Consider the following 16,933-nt stretch of genomic DNA (forward strand, 5'->3'; position numbering starts at 1 on the left):
CCTGGAGGCGATACGTGAGCGACTCCGGCCGCGGGCTTCCTGCCGGGCCGGGGCGGCGCCCACCGTTGTAGATAAGAAAGGTTCTCGCATGTCAGCATCCACGCCGCCGGTGTACGGCGCAGTACCCGCTCCGGAACAGAAAAAGAATTGGTTTGCGCGCCATAAGCTCCTCACCGCGCTGCTCGCTATTGTGGTGCTCGCGATTGTGGGCACCGCGCTGTCCAAGCAATCCGATGGCAAGCCCGCCGCCACGTCCAGCTCCCAGGCCGCCGATAGCGCGGCATCCGGGAACGCCGCGGAGGGCGCGGATAAGAAGGCCGAGGCTGAGGGCGATAAAGGCGATAAGAAAGATAAGAACGACGACGCAACCGTGGGCATCGGCACCCCGGTCGTTCTCGGTGATTTTGAAGTGACCGTGACCAATGTGGAGAAAGGCGTGAGCCATATCGGCAATGATGTGCTCGGCAAGGATGCCACCGGCCAGTACGTCATTGTGGATGTGACCGTGAAGAATACCGGGAAGGAAGCGGCTGGCTTCGCCGAATCGGAGCAGAAGCTCGTGGATACCGAGGGGCGCCAGCATTCGGTTTCCGGGGATTCCCTGTACTTGGGCGATGCGTCGATGATCTACGAGAAGGTCAATCCGGGCAATACCGTGACGGGCAAGCTGCTCTACGATGTGCCTGCCGATGCGGTTCCTGCCAAGCTGGAACTGGAGACCGGGTGGATTCATAACGCCACTGTTAACTTGCAGTAAACGCCGCTTACTTCGCTAGGCGTTTCTCTTCGCGGCCCTTCGCTCTAGAATCGAGAGCGAGGGGCCGCGGCGCATTCACCCAGCTGAGCGCGCTCCTCGGCGCACAGCCGATCAAACGAACAAGCGAATAAGCAACCAAGCGATCAAGCGAAGAAAGGCAGCTCGTAGCTATGTCACAGCTCGACACCATCTGGTGGCAAGTTTTTGCCCTGGGAGCCTGCGGGGCGCCCATTCGCGAGGGGCATAGCCCCCTGACCGCGACCGGGGAACTTTCCGACGCCACTCCCGGTGAACACCGCTTACGGGCTTTGGATCCGTGGCTGGATTATCTTATTGAGCTCGGCGCCAATGGCCTGCTCCTCACCCCGATTTTCGCTTCGGTTTCTCACGGCTATGACACCCTCGATCACTTCCGCCTCGATCCGCGCCTGGGCGATAACGCGGATATCACTCACCTTATTGAGGAAGCGCACCGCCGCGGCATCCGGGTGCTTTTCGACGGCGTCTTCAACCATATTTCCCGCTCCCACCCGCAGCTCGAAGAGCTGGGCCTACGCACCGAGAACGGCGATTTCCACACCTGGGAAGGGCACGGGGATCTCATTACCCTCGACCATTCTTCGCCGCGGGTGCGCGAGCTGGTCCGCGAGGTCATGGAATTCTGGCTGGAGCGTGGTATCGATGGTTGGCGCCTGGACGTGGCCTACGCGGTCCCGACCGATTTTTGGGCGGAAGTGCTCGGGAAAGTCCGCGAGCGCTTCCCCGAAGCGCTGTTCCTAGGCGAAGTTATCCACGGCGATTACCCCGATTTCGTGGCGCGCTCCAGCGTGGATACCCTCACCCAGTACGAGCTCTGGGCCTCGATTCGCCAGTCGATTGCCGCGCGTAATTTCTGGGAGCTGGACTGGAATCTGGGGCGGCACGCGCAGTTCTGCGAGCATTTCATTCCCAATACGTTTATCGGCAATCACGATGTGGAACGCATCGCCACCGCGGTGGGCCCGACCGGCGCGGTACTGGCCGCCGCGGTACTCTTCACGGTTCCCGGGATGCCTTCGATTTATTACGGGGACGAACAGGGCTTCACGGGAACCAAACTCGAAGGCTTTTCCGCCGACGACCAATTGCGCCCGCCCCTGCCCGAACGCCCCGAACAGCTCTCCGACCTGGGCGCCGGGATGTACCGCGCCTACCGCGCTCTCATCGCGCTGCGCCGCACCCACCCGTGGCTCACCCGCGCCCGCCTCGAGGTCACGGGCAAGGATAATACCTGGATCGAGTACCGCGTGTGGGAGCGTCAGCACGACGACGCAGCTCCGGCCAGTGCGGGCTCTGGCAAGCCCGCTGAGCTGCGGGTGCGCCTCGATCTCGAGCCGCACCCGCGGGTCCGTGTCATTGGCGTTGATCCTGCCGGGGACGATGTGGAGCTCTTCTCCTGGCACGCGAGCGCAGAAAGTGGGGAGTAAACAGTGCTTATCCTCCTACCTCCTTCGGAAGGGAAAACCGCTCCGGCCAGCGGCCCCGCCCTTGACCTGAGTGCCTTGAGCATCCCGGAATTCACGGCCTTGCGCACCGAGCTGGTGGCGGAGCTGGAAGAAGTATCCCGCCGCCCGGATGCCCTCGATATTCTCGGGGTGGGCCCGAGTATTGCTGATGAGGTCGCCACGCAGATCACGCTGCGCGAGCAGCCCTGCGCCCCGGCCTGGCAGGTGTATACCGGGGTGCTCTACCAGGCCCTCGATATGGGGAGCTTCTCGGCCGCTCAGCTCACCCGCGCCGGGGAGCACACCCTGATTTTCTCGGGGCTCTTCGGGGCTACCTCGCCACTCGACCCCATCCCTTCCTACCGATTGGGAATGAACGTGGAGCTGGGCGGCGCGAAAATCTCGGCACGCTGGGCACCCCTGTGGCCGGTTCTCAATAGCCGGGCCTCCGGATTGGTCATTGACGCGAGGTCCGGTGCCTATGCGGGATGGAAGGTGCCGGCTAGCTGCGACGTCGTAAAAATAACCGCGACTCGCATCACGGGCGCAACGTCCCGCACGATCTCGCACGCCGCGAAATATTTCCGCGGGCGGGTGGCGCGCCTGGCGCTCCTGGCCGATACTCCGCCGCGCGAAGCCGAAGAATTGGCGGAATTGTGCCAGCAATTGGTGGGCGACGAAACCGCGGCCGGGGCGATCACCGGGGTGGAATTGGGGCCGGCGCGGCGCGGGGTGCGCGAGCTCGCGGTGGTGGAGACCGTGGATGCGGGGCGCGCCCACTAAGCTGGGACCGTGCGTTGTTCGTATTTTGAGGCGGGGACCTGCCGTTCGTGTACCCGGATGGGTGAGGCCTACCCCGCTCAGGTGGCGGACAAGGAGGAACGCCTGGCCGAATTGCTGGCGCCTTTCGCGCCGGCGTGGCTGCCACCGGCGCTCTCCCCGGAATCGCATTTTCGTAATAAAGCGAAGCTCGCCGTGGGCGGAAGTGCGCAGGCACCGACGCTGGGAATTTTGGATCGGGGTATGCGCGGGGTGGACCTGCGCGAATGCGGGCTTTACGAGGAGCCCATTACCGCGGCGCTCCCGGCGTTGACCGAGTTCATCGGACGGGCGCGGCTCACGCCTTTCGACGTGCCGAGCGGGCGCGGGGAACTCAAAAATATTCTTATCACCGCGGCGCCGAGCGGTGAGCTGCTACTACGTTTTGTGCTGCGCTCGACCGAGTCGGTAGTGCGGATTCGCAAGCATCTGCCCTGGTTACGCTCGCAGCTCCCGAATGCTCGGGTTATTTCTGTTAATTTGCTGCCGCAGCGTGCCGCCCTCGTGGAGGGTGAGGAGGAGATTGTGCTGACCGGGGAGGATACGCTGCCATTCCCGCTCGGCGCGGTGACGCTTTATCTCACCCCGCGTTCCTTCTTCCAGACGAATACCACGATTGCCCGGGCGATGTACGCACAGGCGCGCGAATGGGCCGCGGGTTTAGACGGGGTGCGCACGGTCTGGGATTTGTATTGCGGGGTGGGTGGTTTCGCGCTGCATGTGGCCGGCCCGGGACGGCGCGTGACCGGCGTGGAGATTTCCGAGGCCGCGGTGGATTCCGCGCGCCGCGCCGCCGCGAAGGCCGGCAGTTCCGCGCAGTTTTTTGCCGGCGACGCCGCACGTGCCGCCGGCAAGCTCGGCGGCACGCCCGATCTGCTCATCGTCAATCCACCGCGACGTGGCCTGACCGATCTCACCGAGTGGATTGCGGCCAATCCCCCGCGCTGGCTCATCTATTCGTCGTGCAATCCCACCACGCTGGCCAAGGACTTGCAGCTGCTGGATGGCTTTGCCGTGCGCGAAGCACGCCTCATGGACATGTTCCCGCAGACCGGGCATATGGAGTGCATGGTGCTGGCGGAGCGGGTGAATTAGGCGGGCGGCAGCGAAGTTTCGGAGCGGTATGCCGCCATATTTATCCCGGGCGTTTCGCGAAGGATACGTGCTTGCGCCTGCCACTACATTGGCGCAGACTATTCAACAGGCGATAAGGAGGTCACCCATGGCAAAGACAGCGAATGTATACGTCCGCATTGATCCGGAACTCAAGGAACGGGCAGAACACATTTTGAGCTTATTGGGTATCTCCCCGTCAACTCTTATTACCCTGCTTTATAAGCAAGTGATCCTGCACCACGGCATCCCCTTTGAAGTGAAGCTCCCGTATGCCAGGCCGGTTGATATTAGCTCGCTGACCAAAGAGGAGTTAATTGCCGAATTGGACAAAGGCCTCCGGTCCATCGAATCTGGCGCCACCCGACCCGCAGACGAAGTATTTAAATCACTGAGTTTAGAGTTCGGCGAATGGGATTCCGCGATAGGTACCGATGCCCAACCACTTTAATTCATGTGGCGCTCTTGCTGCTCGGAGATCACCTGCGTTTAACTGAGGGCGGGCATGATTTCTTCCATTTGACCCTGACATTACGTCACACTCTACCGTTGTTAACACGGAAGGAGGATGAGTGATGAAAACCGTCAGTGAGGTCAGCAAAATTGCCGGCATTAGCGTTCGCACATTGCAGTACTACGACAGAATCGGGCTTCTCAAGCCCACCGATTACTCGGATGCTGGATACAGGCTGTACAGCGACTCGGACGTGAAACAGCTGCAATATATTTTGCTTTTTCGGGAGTTGGAATTCCCGCTCAAAGAAATCAAAGCCATAGTCCACAGCGAGAAGTTCGATGAAGCCGAGGCGCTCGACCAGCAGATAACCCTACTGTCCTTGAAAAGGGACCGGCTCGAAGCCTTGCTGGACTTCGCAAAAAGAATTAAATCGTCAGGAGGTACCTATATGGATTTCACAGTTTTTGACACTGGAAAAATCGATGATTACGCACGCCAGGCCCGAGAGCGTTGGGGCGCAACGTCGGAATATCAGGAGTATGAATCCAAGCACGCAGGACGGAGCGACACGGAAAATCAGGCCATAACCCAGAGCCTCATGTTAATTTTCGGGGAATTCGGGAAGATCAAAACCGGCGCTCCCGACTCGCCAGAAGCTCAGGCGCTGGTGGAAAAGTTGCAAGGCTTCATCACCGATAACTTCTACGCGTGCACGGATGAGGTCCTGGCCGGCCTCGGGGAAATGTATGTCGATGGTGGAGAGTTCACTCGCAATATTGATGATTTTGCGGGCGAAGGAACCGCGGTATTCGTTCACGAAGCCATCAAGCACTACTGCGCATAGTCCATACCCATCCACTTCCTTATAGCTGTGCCCGGTGCCGCCTCCCCGACTACCTTATCCGTGGTCGAAGAGCGGCACCGGGCACAATAAAGCTCCCGCTACGGGAGTTAAGCACCTGGGGCAGGTTGCGGATAGGTAGCGAGCAAGTGCGCCGCCGACTGGGCTGCAAAGTTTTTCCCTTGGTACGATTCCTCCCCCTGGTAGATAACCGCGCGATTATCGGCCGGGATTCCCAGGAGGTCACCGATCTGGGAAAGCTGGTGGCCGAATTTATCGCGCATCGTAATCGAGGATTTAATCTCGAAAATGCGCGGGTTACTGCGCACGGTGAAATCAAGGAGGTCAACCTCGCGCTTGGAATCATCACGATAAAAATAGAGCTCCGGCTCCGTTCCCGTATGGAGATATTGTTTCCGCATCTCCGCGATCACAAAATTCTCGAATACCGCCCCGCGTTTCGGATGGGTGAGAAGTTCAGCAGCACTTCGGATTCCCAAGAGATTACACAGCAAACCCGTATCGTAAAAGAACAGCTTCGGAGTCTTCGTCACTCGTTTCGCACCGCTGGACATATACGGCTGCAGCGTAAACGTGATGTAGGAGGAGTTGAGAATCGACGCCCACTCTTTGACGGTCCGATAGGTGGAGCTGATATCGCGCGCCAAGCCACTGTAGTCAATAGGGCTTCCGCTCGACTCTGCACACAACCTCAGGAAAGCACGGAATGCGTCAATATTTTGGACATCACGATAATCCGCAACATGGCTTTCAAGGTAAGTCCGCACATAATTAGATATAAAAACGTGGGCCGGAATACCTACCTCGTGAATACGCGGATATCCTCCCGTTACTTGCGCTTCGCTGAGTGTGGGCACAGGATCAAGTGCTTGAAGTTCTTGCCAGCTCAAGGGGAGTAGCTGAAGAATTCCAACTCTGCCGGCCAAGGATTGGCGAATGCTCCGCAGCAGCGAAAAGTTTTGTGAACCGGTCAAAATGTACTGCCCCGCCGCACCACGTTCATCTGATCGCACCTGAATGGTGGAGAAAAGATCCGAAGCGTATTGCGCCTCATCAACGATAAGCGGCGCGGGGTGCGCGGCAAGAAAACCAACTGGATCCTGGGTAGCTGCCGCACGGAGATTCGGATTTTCGAGGTTGACGTATTCATACGTGGGAAAAGCCGTCCGAACCAGGGTTGATTTCCCGCTCTGGCGCGGGCCAGTAACGAAAACCACCGGAAACCATTGCGCTAATTGTGCGATATAACCACTCGCGCTGCGAGGAATCACCGTGCCACACCTCCCCTCATTGCGATAGTAGAGCCACCGCATATCTACCCAGAAGTCACCAGATTATTGCAGTAGCATCTACCAAATTATTGCAGTAGATCCTACCAAATCACTGCAGTAGAACCCACCAAATCATTGCAGTAGGACCGACCAAATCATTGCAGTAGGAACTGACGGATCGGCACAATAGCAACGAAAAACCCCGCTCGCGCCACTATTGGAGACCGGAGCAGTTGCAATGACTCGCTCGCGGTTTATGCACCTACCTCAAGCCGTAGCGTTTGAGGTGGCGTTGGGCGCGCGCGGAGTTGTCATTCTGTAAGGCGAGCAGCTCGGCGTAGATCCCCCCGGACTCGGCAAGCTCGGCCGGGCTACCTACCTCATCGATACGCCCGGCTCTCAGAGTAATAATGCGGTCCACGCTGGCAATAGTCGAGAGCCGGTGCGCGATAATAATCGAGGTGCGGTCTTTCATAAGTTCTTCCAGACCGGCCTGCACCCACCGCTCGGAGCGGGTATCCAGCGCGGAGGTTGCTTCGTCCAGCACCAAAACCGGGGCAGCTTTGAGCATAGCGCGAGCCACGGCGATGCGCTGGCGTTGCCCACCGGAAAGCTTGAGCCCGCGCTCCCCGATGACGGTGTCATACCCCTGGGCAAAACGCCGGATAAAACGATCCGCGTGTGCGCGGGTCGCGGCATCGAGGATTTCGTCCTCAGTAGCATCCGGGCGCCCGTAAGCAATATTTTCCCGAATTGTTCCCGAGAAAAGCGCCGGGTCCTGGAAAACTACCCCGATGGCGGCCCGAACCTGCCCGAGTGGCAGACCCGCGATATCGCTGCCGAAGAGCTCAATATGCCCGGCCCGCGGTTCGTATAGCCCCAGGAGAAGCGAGGTCAGGGTGGTTTTCCCACCCCCGGATTCTGAAACGAAAGCGACCCGCTCCCCCGGCTCGATAGCGAAACTAACATCGCGTAAAACATCCGGATCGGTGCCGTATCCAAAAGTTACGTTCTCGAAGCGAATCGCCGGTACATCAGGCTCAATTTCCACCACGTTCTGGTGGAGCGCGCGGGCCGTAAGTGGGCGGGCCGGTGCGGCGTCGTCGTTAGGAGTAAGGACGGCACCGTTAGGAGTAACGGAAGTGCCGCCAGGAAGAGTCGGGCCGCCGGTCAATACGGGGCGTTGGCCGCGTTCGGTTTCGGTGAGTTCCATGACCTCGAAGTAATCACGCGAGCCGGCGATGGCGTGCTGGGTGGTGTCCACGATCCAGCTCATTGACATGACCGGGCGGCGTGCCATCCCCACGAGCTGCACCAGGATAACCATGTCGCCCACGGAGAATTGGCCACGGGCGGTGCGCAGGAAAATAATGGCGTAAATCGCGAAGAAAATAATGGCCATAACCATGCGGCGCAGGAAGTCCATGGTGTGCCAGTGGCGGGATTGATTGGCGGTGAGACGCTCGGCGTGCTCGTAGTGACGGGCGAAATGCGCGAGTTCGCCGCGTTCGCGGGTGAAGGATTTGACCACGCGGATCTGGCCAATTACTTCGTTGAAGCGCCCGCCGGCCACGTCGATGTCTTCGTTTTTCTGTGCTTCCAGGCCTTGCCAGCGCCGCGAGGTGAGGGCGGTCAGCCACATGTAAATCGGGAAAATAATAAGCAGGAGGAGGCAGAGCAGCGGGGAATAAATAAAGGAAATAATCAGTACGGCGATCACCGTGAGCAGCGTGGTGAAGAAGGAGTTTGCGAAGTTCTTGACGAAATTCGTGACCTCCATAATGGAGCGGTTGAGGCGCGAGGTGATGGTGCCGGTGAGTTCGCGGTCGAAATAATCTTGAGGGAGGGTGAGGAGTTTATCGAAGTAGCGCACGGAGAGGATAGAGCGCATTTTTTGGCTCATGAGGTCGCCGGCGTATCCGCCCAGTGAATCGATGGTGGTGGAGAAAAAATCGATGGCGAGGAAGGCGCCGGCCAGCAGGATAACCCGCCGCACCGCCACATCAACGTGGAGACTGCCGCTCACGGCAGCAACCGCGGTATCGGTGGCGGCGCCGAGCGCGAAGGGAACAATGATGGTTCCGGCGGTCACGAGGATGGAGGCGAGGGCCACCGCCACGTAGTAGCGGGACAGCGCGGAGGTGAAACGAAAAATTCTTAGCAGGGCGTGCACATAGTGACCCTAGCAGTACTGCGCGCTATTCCAGGGGCGTTCGCGTGCCGCGCCGCGCTGGAAGTCACGGTCGCGTTCCTAGGCGCGGTCACGTGCGTGGCTGCGGTCACGGCTGCGTTCGTGGCTGTGGTCGCGGCTGGGGACGCGCCCGTGTTCATGGTTGCGATCCCAATCCATCTGCACCGCGAGCGCGGCGAGGAGTAGATCCAGGGTGTGGGGTTGGTAGCGGGTCAGTTCGGAGCCGGGGTGGCGCGCGGCACCGGCTGCGGCACTTGCCGCGGAACTTCCTGCGGCCCCCACGCGGGAAGGCCCGGCGCTTTCTTGTGCGCGTAACTGCGCGAGGCGCTGCGCGGCCTGGTGGCGTAGATACTCGCGTAGATCTTTATGGCCGCGGGTAAGAACGACGTCGCCATCCGCTCCGGCAGCGAAAATCCGGCGAGCATGGGCGCGCCGTTCGTTGGCGCGTTCCCGCTCTGCCGCGAGTTCTTGTTCCGCGTGCTGGAGGGAGCGGGTGAGCTGGTCGATGTGCTCTTGCATCTGGAGGATACGGGCGATACCGGCCAGATTGATGCCGTCCTCCTGGGACATGCGTTGAATTTCTTGGAGGCGTTCCACATCCTCCAGGGAGTAGCGCCGCCCGCCTCCGCGGGTGCGCCGGGCGGACACCAGCCCCAGGCGGTCATATTGGCGCAGCGTCTGGGCGTGCATGCCCGCGAGTTCGGCCGCTACTGACACCGTGAGTAACGGTGCGCGTCGATTCGCCATACCTCCTCAACCTCCTTTGTTGGGGTTCCGGGCCCGGCCCCGCGTGGGGCCGGGCTAGCCGGGTTTTTCGTTCCTCGTGTCGCTTCGTTAGAGCTTCGCGCTAGCTTGGTTATCCGTTCGCATGAGCTTCGCTAGCACTTCGCCTAGACCTTGGCCATGCGGATGAAATCCGCGCGCGGATCAGCATCGTCCGTGGCCTTGGCGAAGAGTTCCACGGTTTTGCGGGCATCATCCGACAGCCGGGTGGGAACCACGACCTTGAGACGCACGTACATATCCCCGGCCGTACCCTTGGCCGTGAGACCCTTGCCGCGCACCCGCAGAATTTTATCCGTGGAGGAACCGGCCGGGATTTTCACCCGGACGGTGTGCCCTGCCAGCGTTGGTACTTCTACGGTAGCCCCGAGAGCGGCTTCCGGGAAGGACACCGGGACATTGACGTAAACATCTTTGCCCTGCACCTCGAAAACCGGGTGGGGCTCCACGTGGACGGTGACGATAATATCGCCAGCCGGCCCGCCGTTGAGGCCCGGATGCCCCTTCCCGGCGATCCGAATTTTCTGGCCGTCACTCACGCCGGCCGGGACTTTCGCGGTCACGGACTTGCCGGAGGCGGTTTGGATTTTCACGGTGGCCCCGTCCACAGCCTGGCGGAGCGGGAGCGAGACCGTGGCGGTCATATCCGCACCCTTCTGGGCCCGGCGCTGGGAGCCGAATCCGGCGAAACCTCCACCTCCCTGGCCGCCCCCGAAAAGTCCGCCTAGCACGTCCTCGAAGTTACCGCTGAAGCCGCCTGCGCGGGTGCCACCCGTGGAGGATGAGGCGTGGTAGGTTCCGCCGCGGCCGCCGGAGAACATGGAGAAGATGTCCTCGAAACCACCGCTGCCTTGCCCACCGGCCCGGAAGCGGGGCCCGCCGGCCCCGAGCGCCCGGATCGCATCGTATTGTTTGCGATCCTCCGGGTTGGAAAGAACCTGGTAGGCCTCCCCCACCCTCTTGAACTTTTCTTCGGCGTCCTTCGAGCCGCCATTCCGATCGGGGTGGTAACGGCGGGATAGCTTCCGGTAGGCCTTTTTAATATCCTCCTGGGTGGCGTCTTTTTTCACGCCGAGTTCCTGGTAGAAATCCTTATCGAGCCAATCTTGGCTTGCCCCTGCCATATGCTCACCTCCCCTTTCTTATCCTGCTGTGTGTATTCCGTGAAGCCTGCCCTCACTATTCCGGCGAGACCACTCCCACCCGGGCCGGGCGGAGAACCTTATCCGCCACGGTGTATCCGGGTTGGATAAGCGTCTCGATAGTTTGTGAGGTGGCTTCCGCCGAGGAGCGATTCATGAGTGCCTCGTGGTACTCCGGATCGAATTCATCACCAACCGCCCCGAAGCGCGCCACCTTGAAGGTGGAGAAGAGAATCTGCTCCACCTTCTCCGCGATCAAGCCGGTGGGGCCTTCCAGGTCCCCGTGCTGGCGAGCCAGCTCCACATCATCAAGAACCGGAAGCAAAGCCTCGATCACCTTGAGAGTGCCCGAATCGCGGTGCGCTCCGGCTTCCTGCTTGGAGCGGCGCACGTAATTCGTGTACTCCGTTTCGGTGTTGTACAGCGATGCCTGGGCGCGTTTGAGCTGATCCTCCAGGGTGCTGATGGTCGCCATTGCTTCGCTGAGCGGATCGGCCGCGACGGCCTCAGTATCGCCTGCGCCGGCCTCAGCACCGGAAGCTTCAGTATCGGATTCGTGAGTATCCGATGCCTGGGCAGCGCCAGCCGCACCAGCTTCTCCAGCGCCAGCCGCACCCGCCTCGGGTTCCTGAGCCGTGCCCGCGCCAGATTCACCCGCACCTGCCGGCGAGGCCGCGGCGGCAGCTGCGTCGTCGTTCCCAGAAACAGCGCCCGCACCGGAACCGCCCGCGCCGTTACCGGCACCCGCGCTTTCCGGGCCGTTGCCCTTCAGATCGTCCTCACTCATTACTTATTCTCCTCATCGTCCACGACTTCGGCGTCGACGATATTGTCGTCAGAAGAACCGGCCGCACCGGAACCACCCGCGGCACCGGAGGCATTCGCGCCGCCATTCTGCTCAGCGGCCTGGGCCTGCGCGTAAATTTCCTGCCCGATCTTCTGCGATTTCTCGTTGAGTTCGGCCAGGGCGCTCTTGACGTCCTCCACGTTGCCGGTGCCCTTGAGGGTTTCGCGCACCTTGGCGATGGCCTCCTCCACCTCGGTGACGGTGGCATCGGTGAGCTTGTCCTTATTGTCCTTGATCAGGCGCTCAATGGAGTACGCGGTCTGCTCGGCCTGGTTGCGGGTATCGGTTTCTTCCTTGGCCTTGGCATCTTCCGTGGCGTGCTCCTCAGCTTCCTTGACCATGCGGTTGATTTCCTCTTCGGAGAGGGCCGAACCGCCGGTAATGGTCATGGACTGTTCCTTGCCGGTGGACTTATCGCGGGCGGATACATGCACGATGCCGTTGGCGTCGATATCGAAGGTGACCTCGATCTGCGGCACCCCGGACGGAGCCGGAGCGATCCCGGTCAGATCGAAGGTTCCCAGCGGCTTGTTATCGCGCGTGAACTCACGTTCACCCTGGAACACCTGGATGGATACCGAAGGCTGGTTATCTTCCGCGGTGGAGAAGGTTTCCGAATGCTTGGTGGGGATAGCGGTATTGCGCTGGATGAGCTTGGTCATCACGCCGCCCTTGGTTTCAATACCGAGGGAGAGTGGGGTGACGTCAATAAGCAAAACATCCTTGCGGTCCCCGGTAATCACACCGGATTGCAGCGCCGCACCCACGGCCACAACCTCATCGGGGTTCACGCCCTTATTGGGTTCGCGTCCGTTGGTGAGCTCCTTGACCACTTCGGTCACAGCCGGCATACGGGTGGAACCACCCACCAGCACCACGTGATCAATATCGGAAATCTGGATGCCCGCATCGCGAATCACGTTCATGAACGGGGTCTTGGTGCGATCCAGCAGATCCTTGGTCATATCCTCAAACTTGGCGCGGCTGAGGGTTTCATCCACGTGGATCGGCCCGGATTCGCTCATGGAAATATAGGGCAGCGAAATCTGGGTGGAGGTCGCGGCAGACAGCTCAATCTTCGCCTTTTCCGCGGCTTCCTTGAGACGCTGCAGCGCGATCTTATCCTTGGACAGATCCACACCGGAGGCGTTCTTCACCTGATCAACCAGCCAGTTGACGATGCGCTGATCCCAATCATCCCCGCCGAGCTTGTTATCCCCGGAGGTGGCCTTCACCTGGATGAAGGAGAAATCATCCTCATCCTTGCCCACTTCCAGGAGGGAAACATCAAAGGTGCCGCCACCCAGGTCGAAGACCAGGATCGTTTCGTCTTCCTTGCCCTTTTCTAGGCCGTAGGCCAGCGCCGCAGCCGTGGGTTCATTGACGATACGCTGCACATTCAGGCCGGCGATGGTGCCGGCATCCTTGGTGGCCTGGCGCTGCGCGTCATTGAAGTAGGCCGGCACGGTAATAACCGCATCGGTGACGGTATCGCCCAGGTAGGCTTCCGCATCCTTCTTCAGCTTCTGGAGAATAAACGCGGAAATCTGCTGCGCGTTGTATTCCTTACCGTCAATATCAACCTTCCAGTCATCACCCATATGGCGCTTGACGGAAGAAATCGTGCGATCAACATTGGTGACAGCCTGGCGCTTGGCCACTTCACCCACGAGTACTTCTCCGCTCTTAGAGAAGCCCACAACGGACGGGGTGGTGCGCGCACCTTCCGCATTCGCGATCACCGTGGGTTCCCCGCCTTCGAGGACGGCCACCACGGAGTTGGTTGTTCCCAAGTCAATACCTACTGCACGTGCCATGATTGCTCCTTCTGCATTCGTGCCGCAGATCCGCACGCCGGCGGTACCGGCCGCGGACCCTTCGACAAAGTTTCCTTCCAAGTCTGAACGATCCGAGAACCTATGTCCAATCGGCTCGCCCTTTCTTGAGTCCACCTAACTCAACCTTAGGGGCGTGGTTTTTATTCCCGCCCACTTTTCGCGAGCTACGTCACGTCCTTGCGCACCCTCTTTTTTCGGTACGACGACGCCGCTGCGCCATCCCGGAATCCGGCTGGCCACGCCAGGTAGACTTGCACCATGACTCTGAGCATCGGTGTGGATGTTGGCGGCACGAAGGTGGCCGCCGGCGTCGTCAATGAACAAGGTGAAATTTTGCAGCGGGTCCGGCGCCCCACGCCGCGCCAGGATTCCGAGGCCTTTATCGCAACCATCGCCGCCTGCGTCAATGACCTCAAATCCTCGGGGGCTACCACCGTTGGAATCGGGCAGGCCGGCTATATCGCCGCGGATCGCGATACGTTGATCTACGGCACGAATGTGCCCCTACAGAACGGACGGCTCGGTTCACGTATCGCTGAGCTCACCGGCATGCCCGTCGTCGTTGAAAATGACGCCAACGCGGCCGCCTGGGCCGAATACCGTTTCGGTGCCGCCGCTGATGCGGAATCCGCCGTTGTGGTGACGCTCGGCACCGGGCTGGGCGGCGGCATCATTATGAACGGGAATCTGCTGCGCGGCGCTTTCGGTTTCGGCGCGGAAATCGGGCATATCCACATGGTTCCGAACGGGCCGCTGTGCGGGTGCGGATCGCGCGGGTGCTGGGAAGTGATGGGCTCGGGTAGCGCACTGGTGCGTTTCGCCACCGAACGGGCCGCGAATTACCCGAGCGGAGCCACTCGCATCCTGGAGCTAGGCGAAGGGCGCGTGACCGGCCCGGCCGTGACCGCAGCCGCCCAGGAAGGCGACGAGATGGCCCTCGATGTTTTCAACGAGCTCGCGCATTGGAATGCCATCGGTTTGGCGGATATGGCCACCATTTTCGATCCGGAAATCTTCGTGATTGCCGGCGGGGTAAGCGAAGCCGGTTCGCTCGTGCTCGATCCGTTGGTACGCGAATTCCCCGAAGTTCTCCCCGTGGCGAAATACCGGACGCTACCGGAGATTCGCCTCGCGCGGCTCGGGAATGACGCCGGGATTATTGGTGCTGCGGATCTGTCCACGATTGAGTAACGTGGCTGGCTAGCCAACGTGCGTGAGCTGTGCGCCGGTACCATTTGGCGCGTACTAACACCATCCAGGCTGCGCGCCGGAATACGCTTCCCGGTTTCCACCGCTAGCGAGCATTTCCGGCGCGCAGCTGATTTTGTTTCGAGGGCGGTTTTTCTGTCATAGGCCACCTTTAGGATGAGCCTATGAATGAAAACATAACTACTGGCGCGTCCGCCACCGCGCGCGCCGCTGAACAAAGTGCCGCGGATTACCGCACCATTACGGAAGTTTCTGATTACCGGCAGGCCGAACGCCTGGTAGATGCGCTCTCGGATGCCGGGTTCCCGGTGGAAAATGTGCGTATCGTCGGCGTGAATCTGGAAAGCGTGGAGCAGGTGACCGGGCGCCTGACTACCGGGAAGGCCGCGCTCTACGGCGCGGCGGGCGGGGCCTCCTGGGGCCTCTTCTTCTCCTTCTTCTTTATCCTTTTCGCGCCGGCCGTGGTGCTCTGGCAGGTGCTCCTCTTCGGGCTTGCCTGCGGGGCGGTGCTCGGTGCCATTATGGGTGCGATCTCGCACGGGTTTACCGGTGGGCGGCGCGATTTCGCCTCGGTGCGGGCCACCACCGCCAATTCATATGAGGTGCAGGTGCGTAGCGCCTTCGTCAATGAGGCTTATGCAACTTTGGCGCAGGCCGGGTATTCGGTGAGCTAAGAATTCAGCTTCACCGTGCTCGCAGCGGAGCTACCCACTACTATGGTGGGTGGCTCTGCTGCCGAACGTGAGGGGAACTTATGGTTGTACGCCACGAAATCCGCCCGCCCATTACCCGGCTTCCGGATGGGACCATCAAACAGATCAACCCGTTTTCCGGTACCGAAGTGTGGACCCAGCCGGGCCGTGCTAACCGGCCCCTCAAGGCGGAAGTTCCCATCGCGGAACCGCTGAGTGCGGATCACCCGGAAAACTTCTGTTCTTTCTGCGCGGATCGAGTGCTGGAAACACCGCCGGAAAAGGCGCGCATCGTTGGCAACCCCGCCACGGGTGAAGCTCGGATCACCTATGATGCCCCGGTGGATTCCCTGGCGGACCCGTGGGATTTCCGGCGGGTTCCCAATCTTTTTGAGATTGTTCCTTTCCAGTACTGGACCACCAACTACCAGTACGAACTCACCACCCGCCGCCAGGATGCTTTTGAGCGCTACACCTCGGATGCGGCCGGGCGCGCCCACGTGCTTTCCGTGGCGCATAACAAGGCCATTGCCTCGGGCATGGATGAGGATGCCTGGAATGCACTTCCGGAGCGGGAGCGCCTCTTGAGCGCACTGCCGTTCTACGGGGGTGGGCATGACCTCATTATCGGGCGCCACCACTATGTGCCGGGTTCGGATTCCACCGCGAATCGGGCCGGCTCAGGTACCCTCACCCCGGCTGAGCACTACTGGTACTTCCTGCTTACCGCGGATGCCATGCGCGATTTGTACGAGCAGAACCGCTACGTCAAATACGTGCAGGTCTTCCAGAATTGGTTGCGGCCGGCCGGTGCCTCCTTCGAACACCTCCATAAGCAGCTGGTCTCCATTGATGAGCGCACCGTCAATCACCGCTACGAAGTGGACCGGGTGCGCGATAACCCCAATATTTTCAACGAGTACGGGGTGGATTACGCCGGCTACCACAATCTCGTTATCGCGGAGAACAAGTACGCGGTGGCCTACGCCGGGTTCGGGCATCGCTACCCCACGCTCGAAGTGTGGTCGCGTTCGGAAGCCTCCCAGCCTTTCGAGCACACCCGCCACGAATTGCGCGCGGTTTCGGATCTGGTGCATGCCATGCACGCGGCCACCGGCCCGGATATTCCCACGAATGAGGAATGGTACGCACCTTCGCGGGATATGGAAGTAGCGACCCCGTGGCGGGTGCTCCTCAAGTGGCGCACCTCCACCCTCGCCGGTTTTGAAGGCGGCACCAAGATCTACGTCAATACCATTGACCCGTGGTCCTTGCGAGATCGGGTGGTTCCCCGCCTACTGGAGCTGCGCGCCGAAGGCGCGATTGCCTCCACAATCAATATCGCCACCGAATGCAGTTGCGAAGTCAATTCGCTGCGTTACGGAATGGGCGAATCAGGAGTGCGCGGCAGGTAGTTTGAGCCGCGGCCGGAGCCATCTTTGCTCGCGGCCGCACCCGCCCCAGCTTA

15 protein-coding genes are annotated in these 16,933 nt (G+C 60.6%); 9 read left to right on the forward strand and 6 right to left on the reverse strand.

Annotated elements, in window-relative coordinates:
• Positions 1-88: 88 nt before the first annotated feature.
• The 6 genes from ACRQFC_RS00760 (at position 89) to ACRQFC_RS00785 (ending at position 5,474) form a co-directional block, all read left to right on the forward strand.
• Positions 89-757, forward strand: a complete 669-nt coding sequence (locus ACRQFC_RS00760) for a DUF4352 domain-containing protein (RefSeq protein WP_284904775.1) — start codon at positions 89-91, stop codon at positions 755-757.
• 170 nt (positions 758-927) lie between these two features.
• Positions 928-2,223 carry an alpha-amylase family protein gene (locus ACRQFC_RS00765; RefSeq protein ID WP_284896147.1) on the forward strand — a complete coding sequence of 432 codons (1,296 nt, stop codon included), beginning with the start codon at positions 928-930 and terminating at the stop codon, positions 2,221-2,223.
• A gap of 3 nt (positions 2,224-2,226) precedes the next feature.
• A complete protein-coding gene (locus ACRQFC_RS00770) occupies positions 2,227-3,024 on the forward strand; it encodes a YaaA family protein (RefSeq protein WP_284896145.1) in 798 nt (265 codons plus the stop codon).
• Between the two features lie 57 nt (positions 3,025-3,081).
• On the forward strand, positions 3,082-4,155 hold the full coding sequence (locus ACRQFC_RS00775) for a methyltransferase domain-containing protein (RefSeq protein WP_284901245.1): 1,074 nt from the start codon (positions 3,082-3,084) through the stop codon (positions 4,153-4,155).
• A 127-nt stretch (positions 4,156-4,282) separates the two neighbouring features.
• The gene (locus ACRQFC_RS00780; RefSeq protein ID WP_320753700.1) at positions 4,283-4,624 is read left to right on the forward strand and encodes a type II toxin-antitoxin system RelB/DinJ family antitoxin; all 342 of its coding nucleotides are present in this window, start codon (positions 4,283-4,285) and stop codon (positions 4,622-4,624) included.
• Positions 4,625-4,748: 124 nt separating this feature from the next.
• Positions 4,749-5,474, forward strand: coding sequence for a MerR family transcriptional regulator (locus ACRQFC_RS00785; protein WP_284883600.1), 726 nt, complete (start codon positions 4,749-4,751; stop codon positions 5,472-5,474).
• Positions 5,475-5,581: 107 nt separating this feature from the next.
• On the opposite strand, the gene ACRQFC_RS00790 is transcribed toward ACRQFC_RS00785, so the two are convergent.
• The 6 genes from ACRQFC_RS00790 to dnaK all read right to left on the reverse strand — a co-directional run bounded on the left by ACRQFC_RS00790 (position 5,582) and on the right by dnaK (position 13,543).
• Complete coding sequence (locus ACRQFC_RS00790) at positions 5,582-6,709, reverse strand: ATP-binding protein (RefSeq protein WP_320753699.1); 1,128 nt, start codon at positions 6,707-6,709, stop codon at positions 5,582-5,584.
• Positions 6,710-7,025: 316 nt separating this feature from the next.
• A complete protein-coding gene (locus ACRQFC_RS00795; protein ID WP_320753698.1) occupies positions 7,026-8,936 on the reverse strand; it encodes an ABC transporter ATP-binding protein in 1,911 nt (636 codons plus the stop codon).
• Between the two features lie 78 nt (positions 8,937-9,014).
• Entirely contained in the window at positions 9,015-9,701 is a 687-nt protein-coding gene (locus ACRQFC_RS00800; protein ID WP_349018355.1) for a heat shock protein transcriptional repressor HspR, read from the reverse strand.
• A 143-nt stretch (positions 9,702-9,844) separates the two neighbouring features.
• On the reverse strand, positions 9,845-10,861 hold the full coding sequence (locus tag ACRQFC_RS00805) for a DnaJ C-terminal domain-containing protein (RefSeq protein WP_284901493.1): 1,017 nt from the start codon (positions 10,859-10,861) through the stop codon (positions 9,845-9,847).
• 55 nt (positions 10,862-10,916) lie between these two features.
• Complete coding sequence (locus tag ACRQFC_RS00810; RefSeq protein WP_284901494.1) at positions 10,917-11,666, reverse strand: nucleotide exchange factor GrpE; 750 nt, start codon at positions 11,664-11,666, stop codon at positions 10,917-10,919.
• Positions 11,666-13,543, reverse strand: coding sequence for a molecular chaperone DnaK (gene dnaK, locus ACRQFC_RS00815; protein WP_320753688.1), 1,878 nt, complete (start codon positions 13,541-13,543; stop codon positions 11,666-11,668). Before dnaK ends, ACRQFC_RS00810 begins: the two co-directional genes overlap by 1 nt.
• A gap of 279 nt (positions 13,544-13,822) precedes the next feature.
• Between dnaK and ACRQFC_RS00820 the strand changes: the two genes are divergently transcribed.
• The 3 genes from ACRQFC_RS00820 to ACRQFC_RS00830 all read left to right on the forward strand — a co-directional run bounded on the left by ACRQFC_RS00820 (position 13,823) and on the right by ACRQFC_RS00830 (position 16,880).
• Positions 13,823-14,755, forward strand: a complete 933-nt coding sequence (locus ACRQFC_RS00820; RefSeq protein ID WP_320753689.1) for an ROK family glucokinase — start codon at positions 13,823-13,825, stop codon at positions 14,753-14,755.
• A 182-nt stretch (positions 14,756-14,937) separates the two neighbouring features.
• Positions 14,938-15,447 carry a general stress protein gene (locus ACRQFC_RS00825; protein ID WP_284901464.1) on the forward strand — a complete coding sequence of 170 codons (510 nt, stop codon included), beginning with the start codon at positions 14,938-14,940 and terminating at the stop codon, positions 15,445-15,447.
• Positions 15,448-15,527: 80 nt separating this feature from the next.
• Complete coding sequence (locus tag ACRQFC_RS00830; protein WP_016441865.1) at positions 15,528-16,880, forward strand: DUF4921 family protein; 1,353 nt, start codon at positions 15,528-15,530, stop codon at positions 16,878-16,880.
• Positions 16,881-16,933 lie beyond the last annotated feature (53 nt).

The organism is Actinotignum inguinis (genome assembly GCF_051265835.1).
GTDB lineage: Bacteria > Actinomycetota > Actinomycetes > Actinomycetales > Actinomycetaceae > Actinotignum > Actinotignum timonense.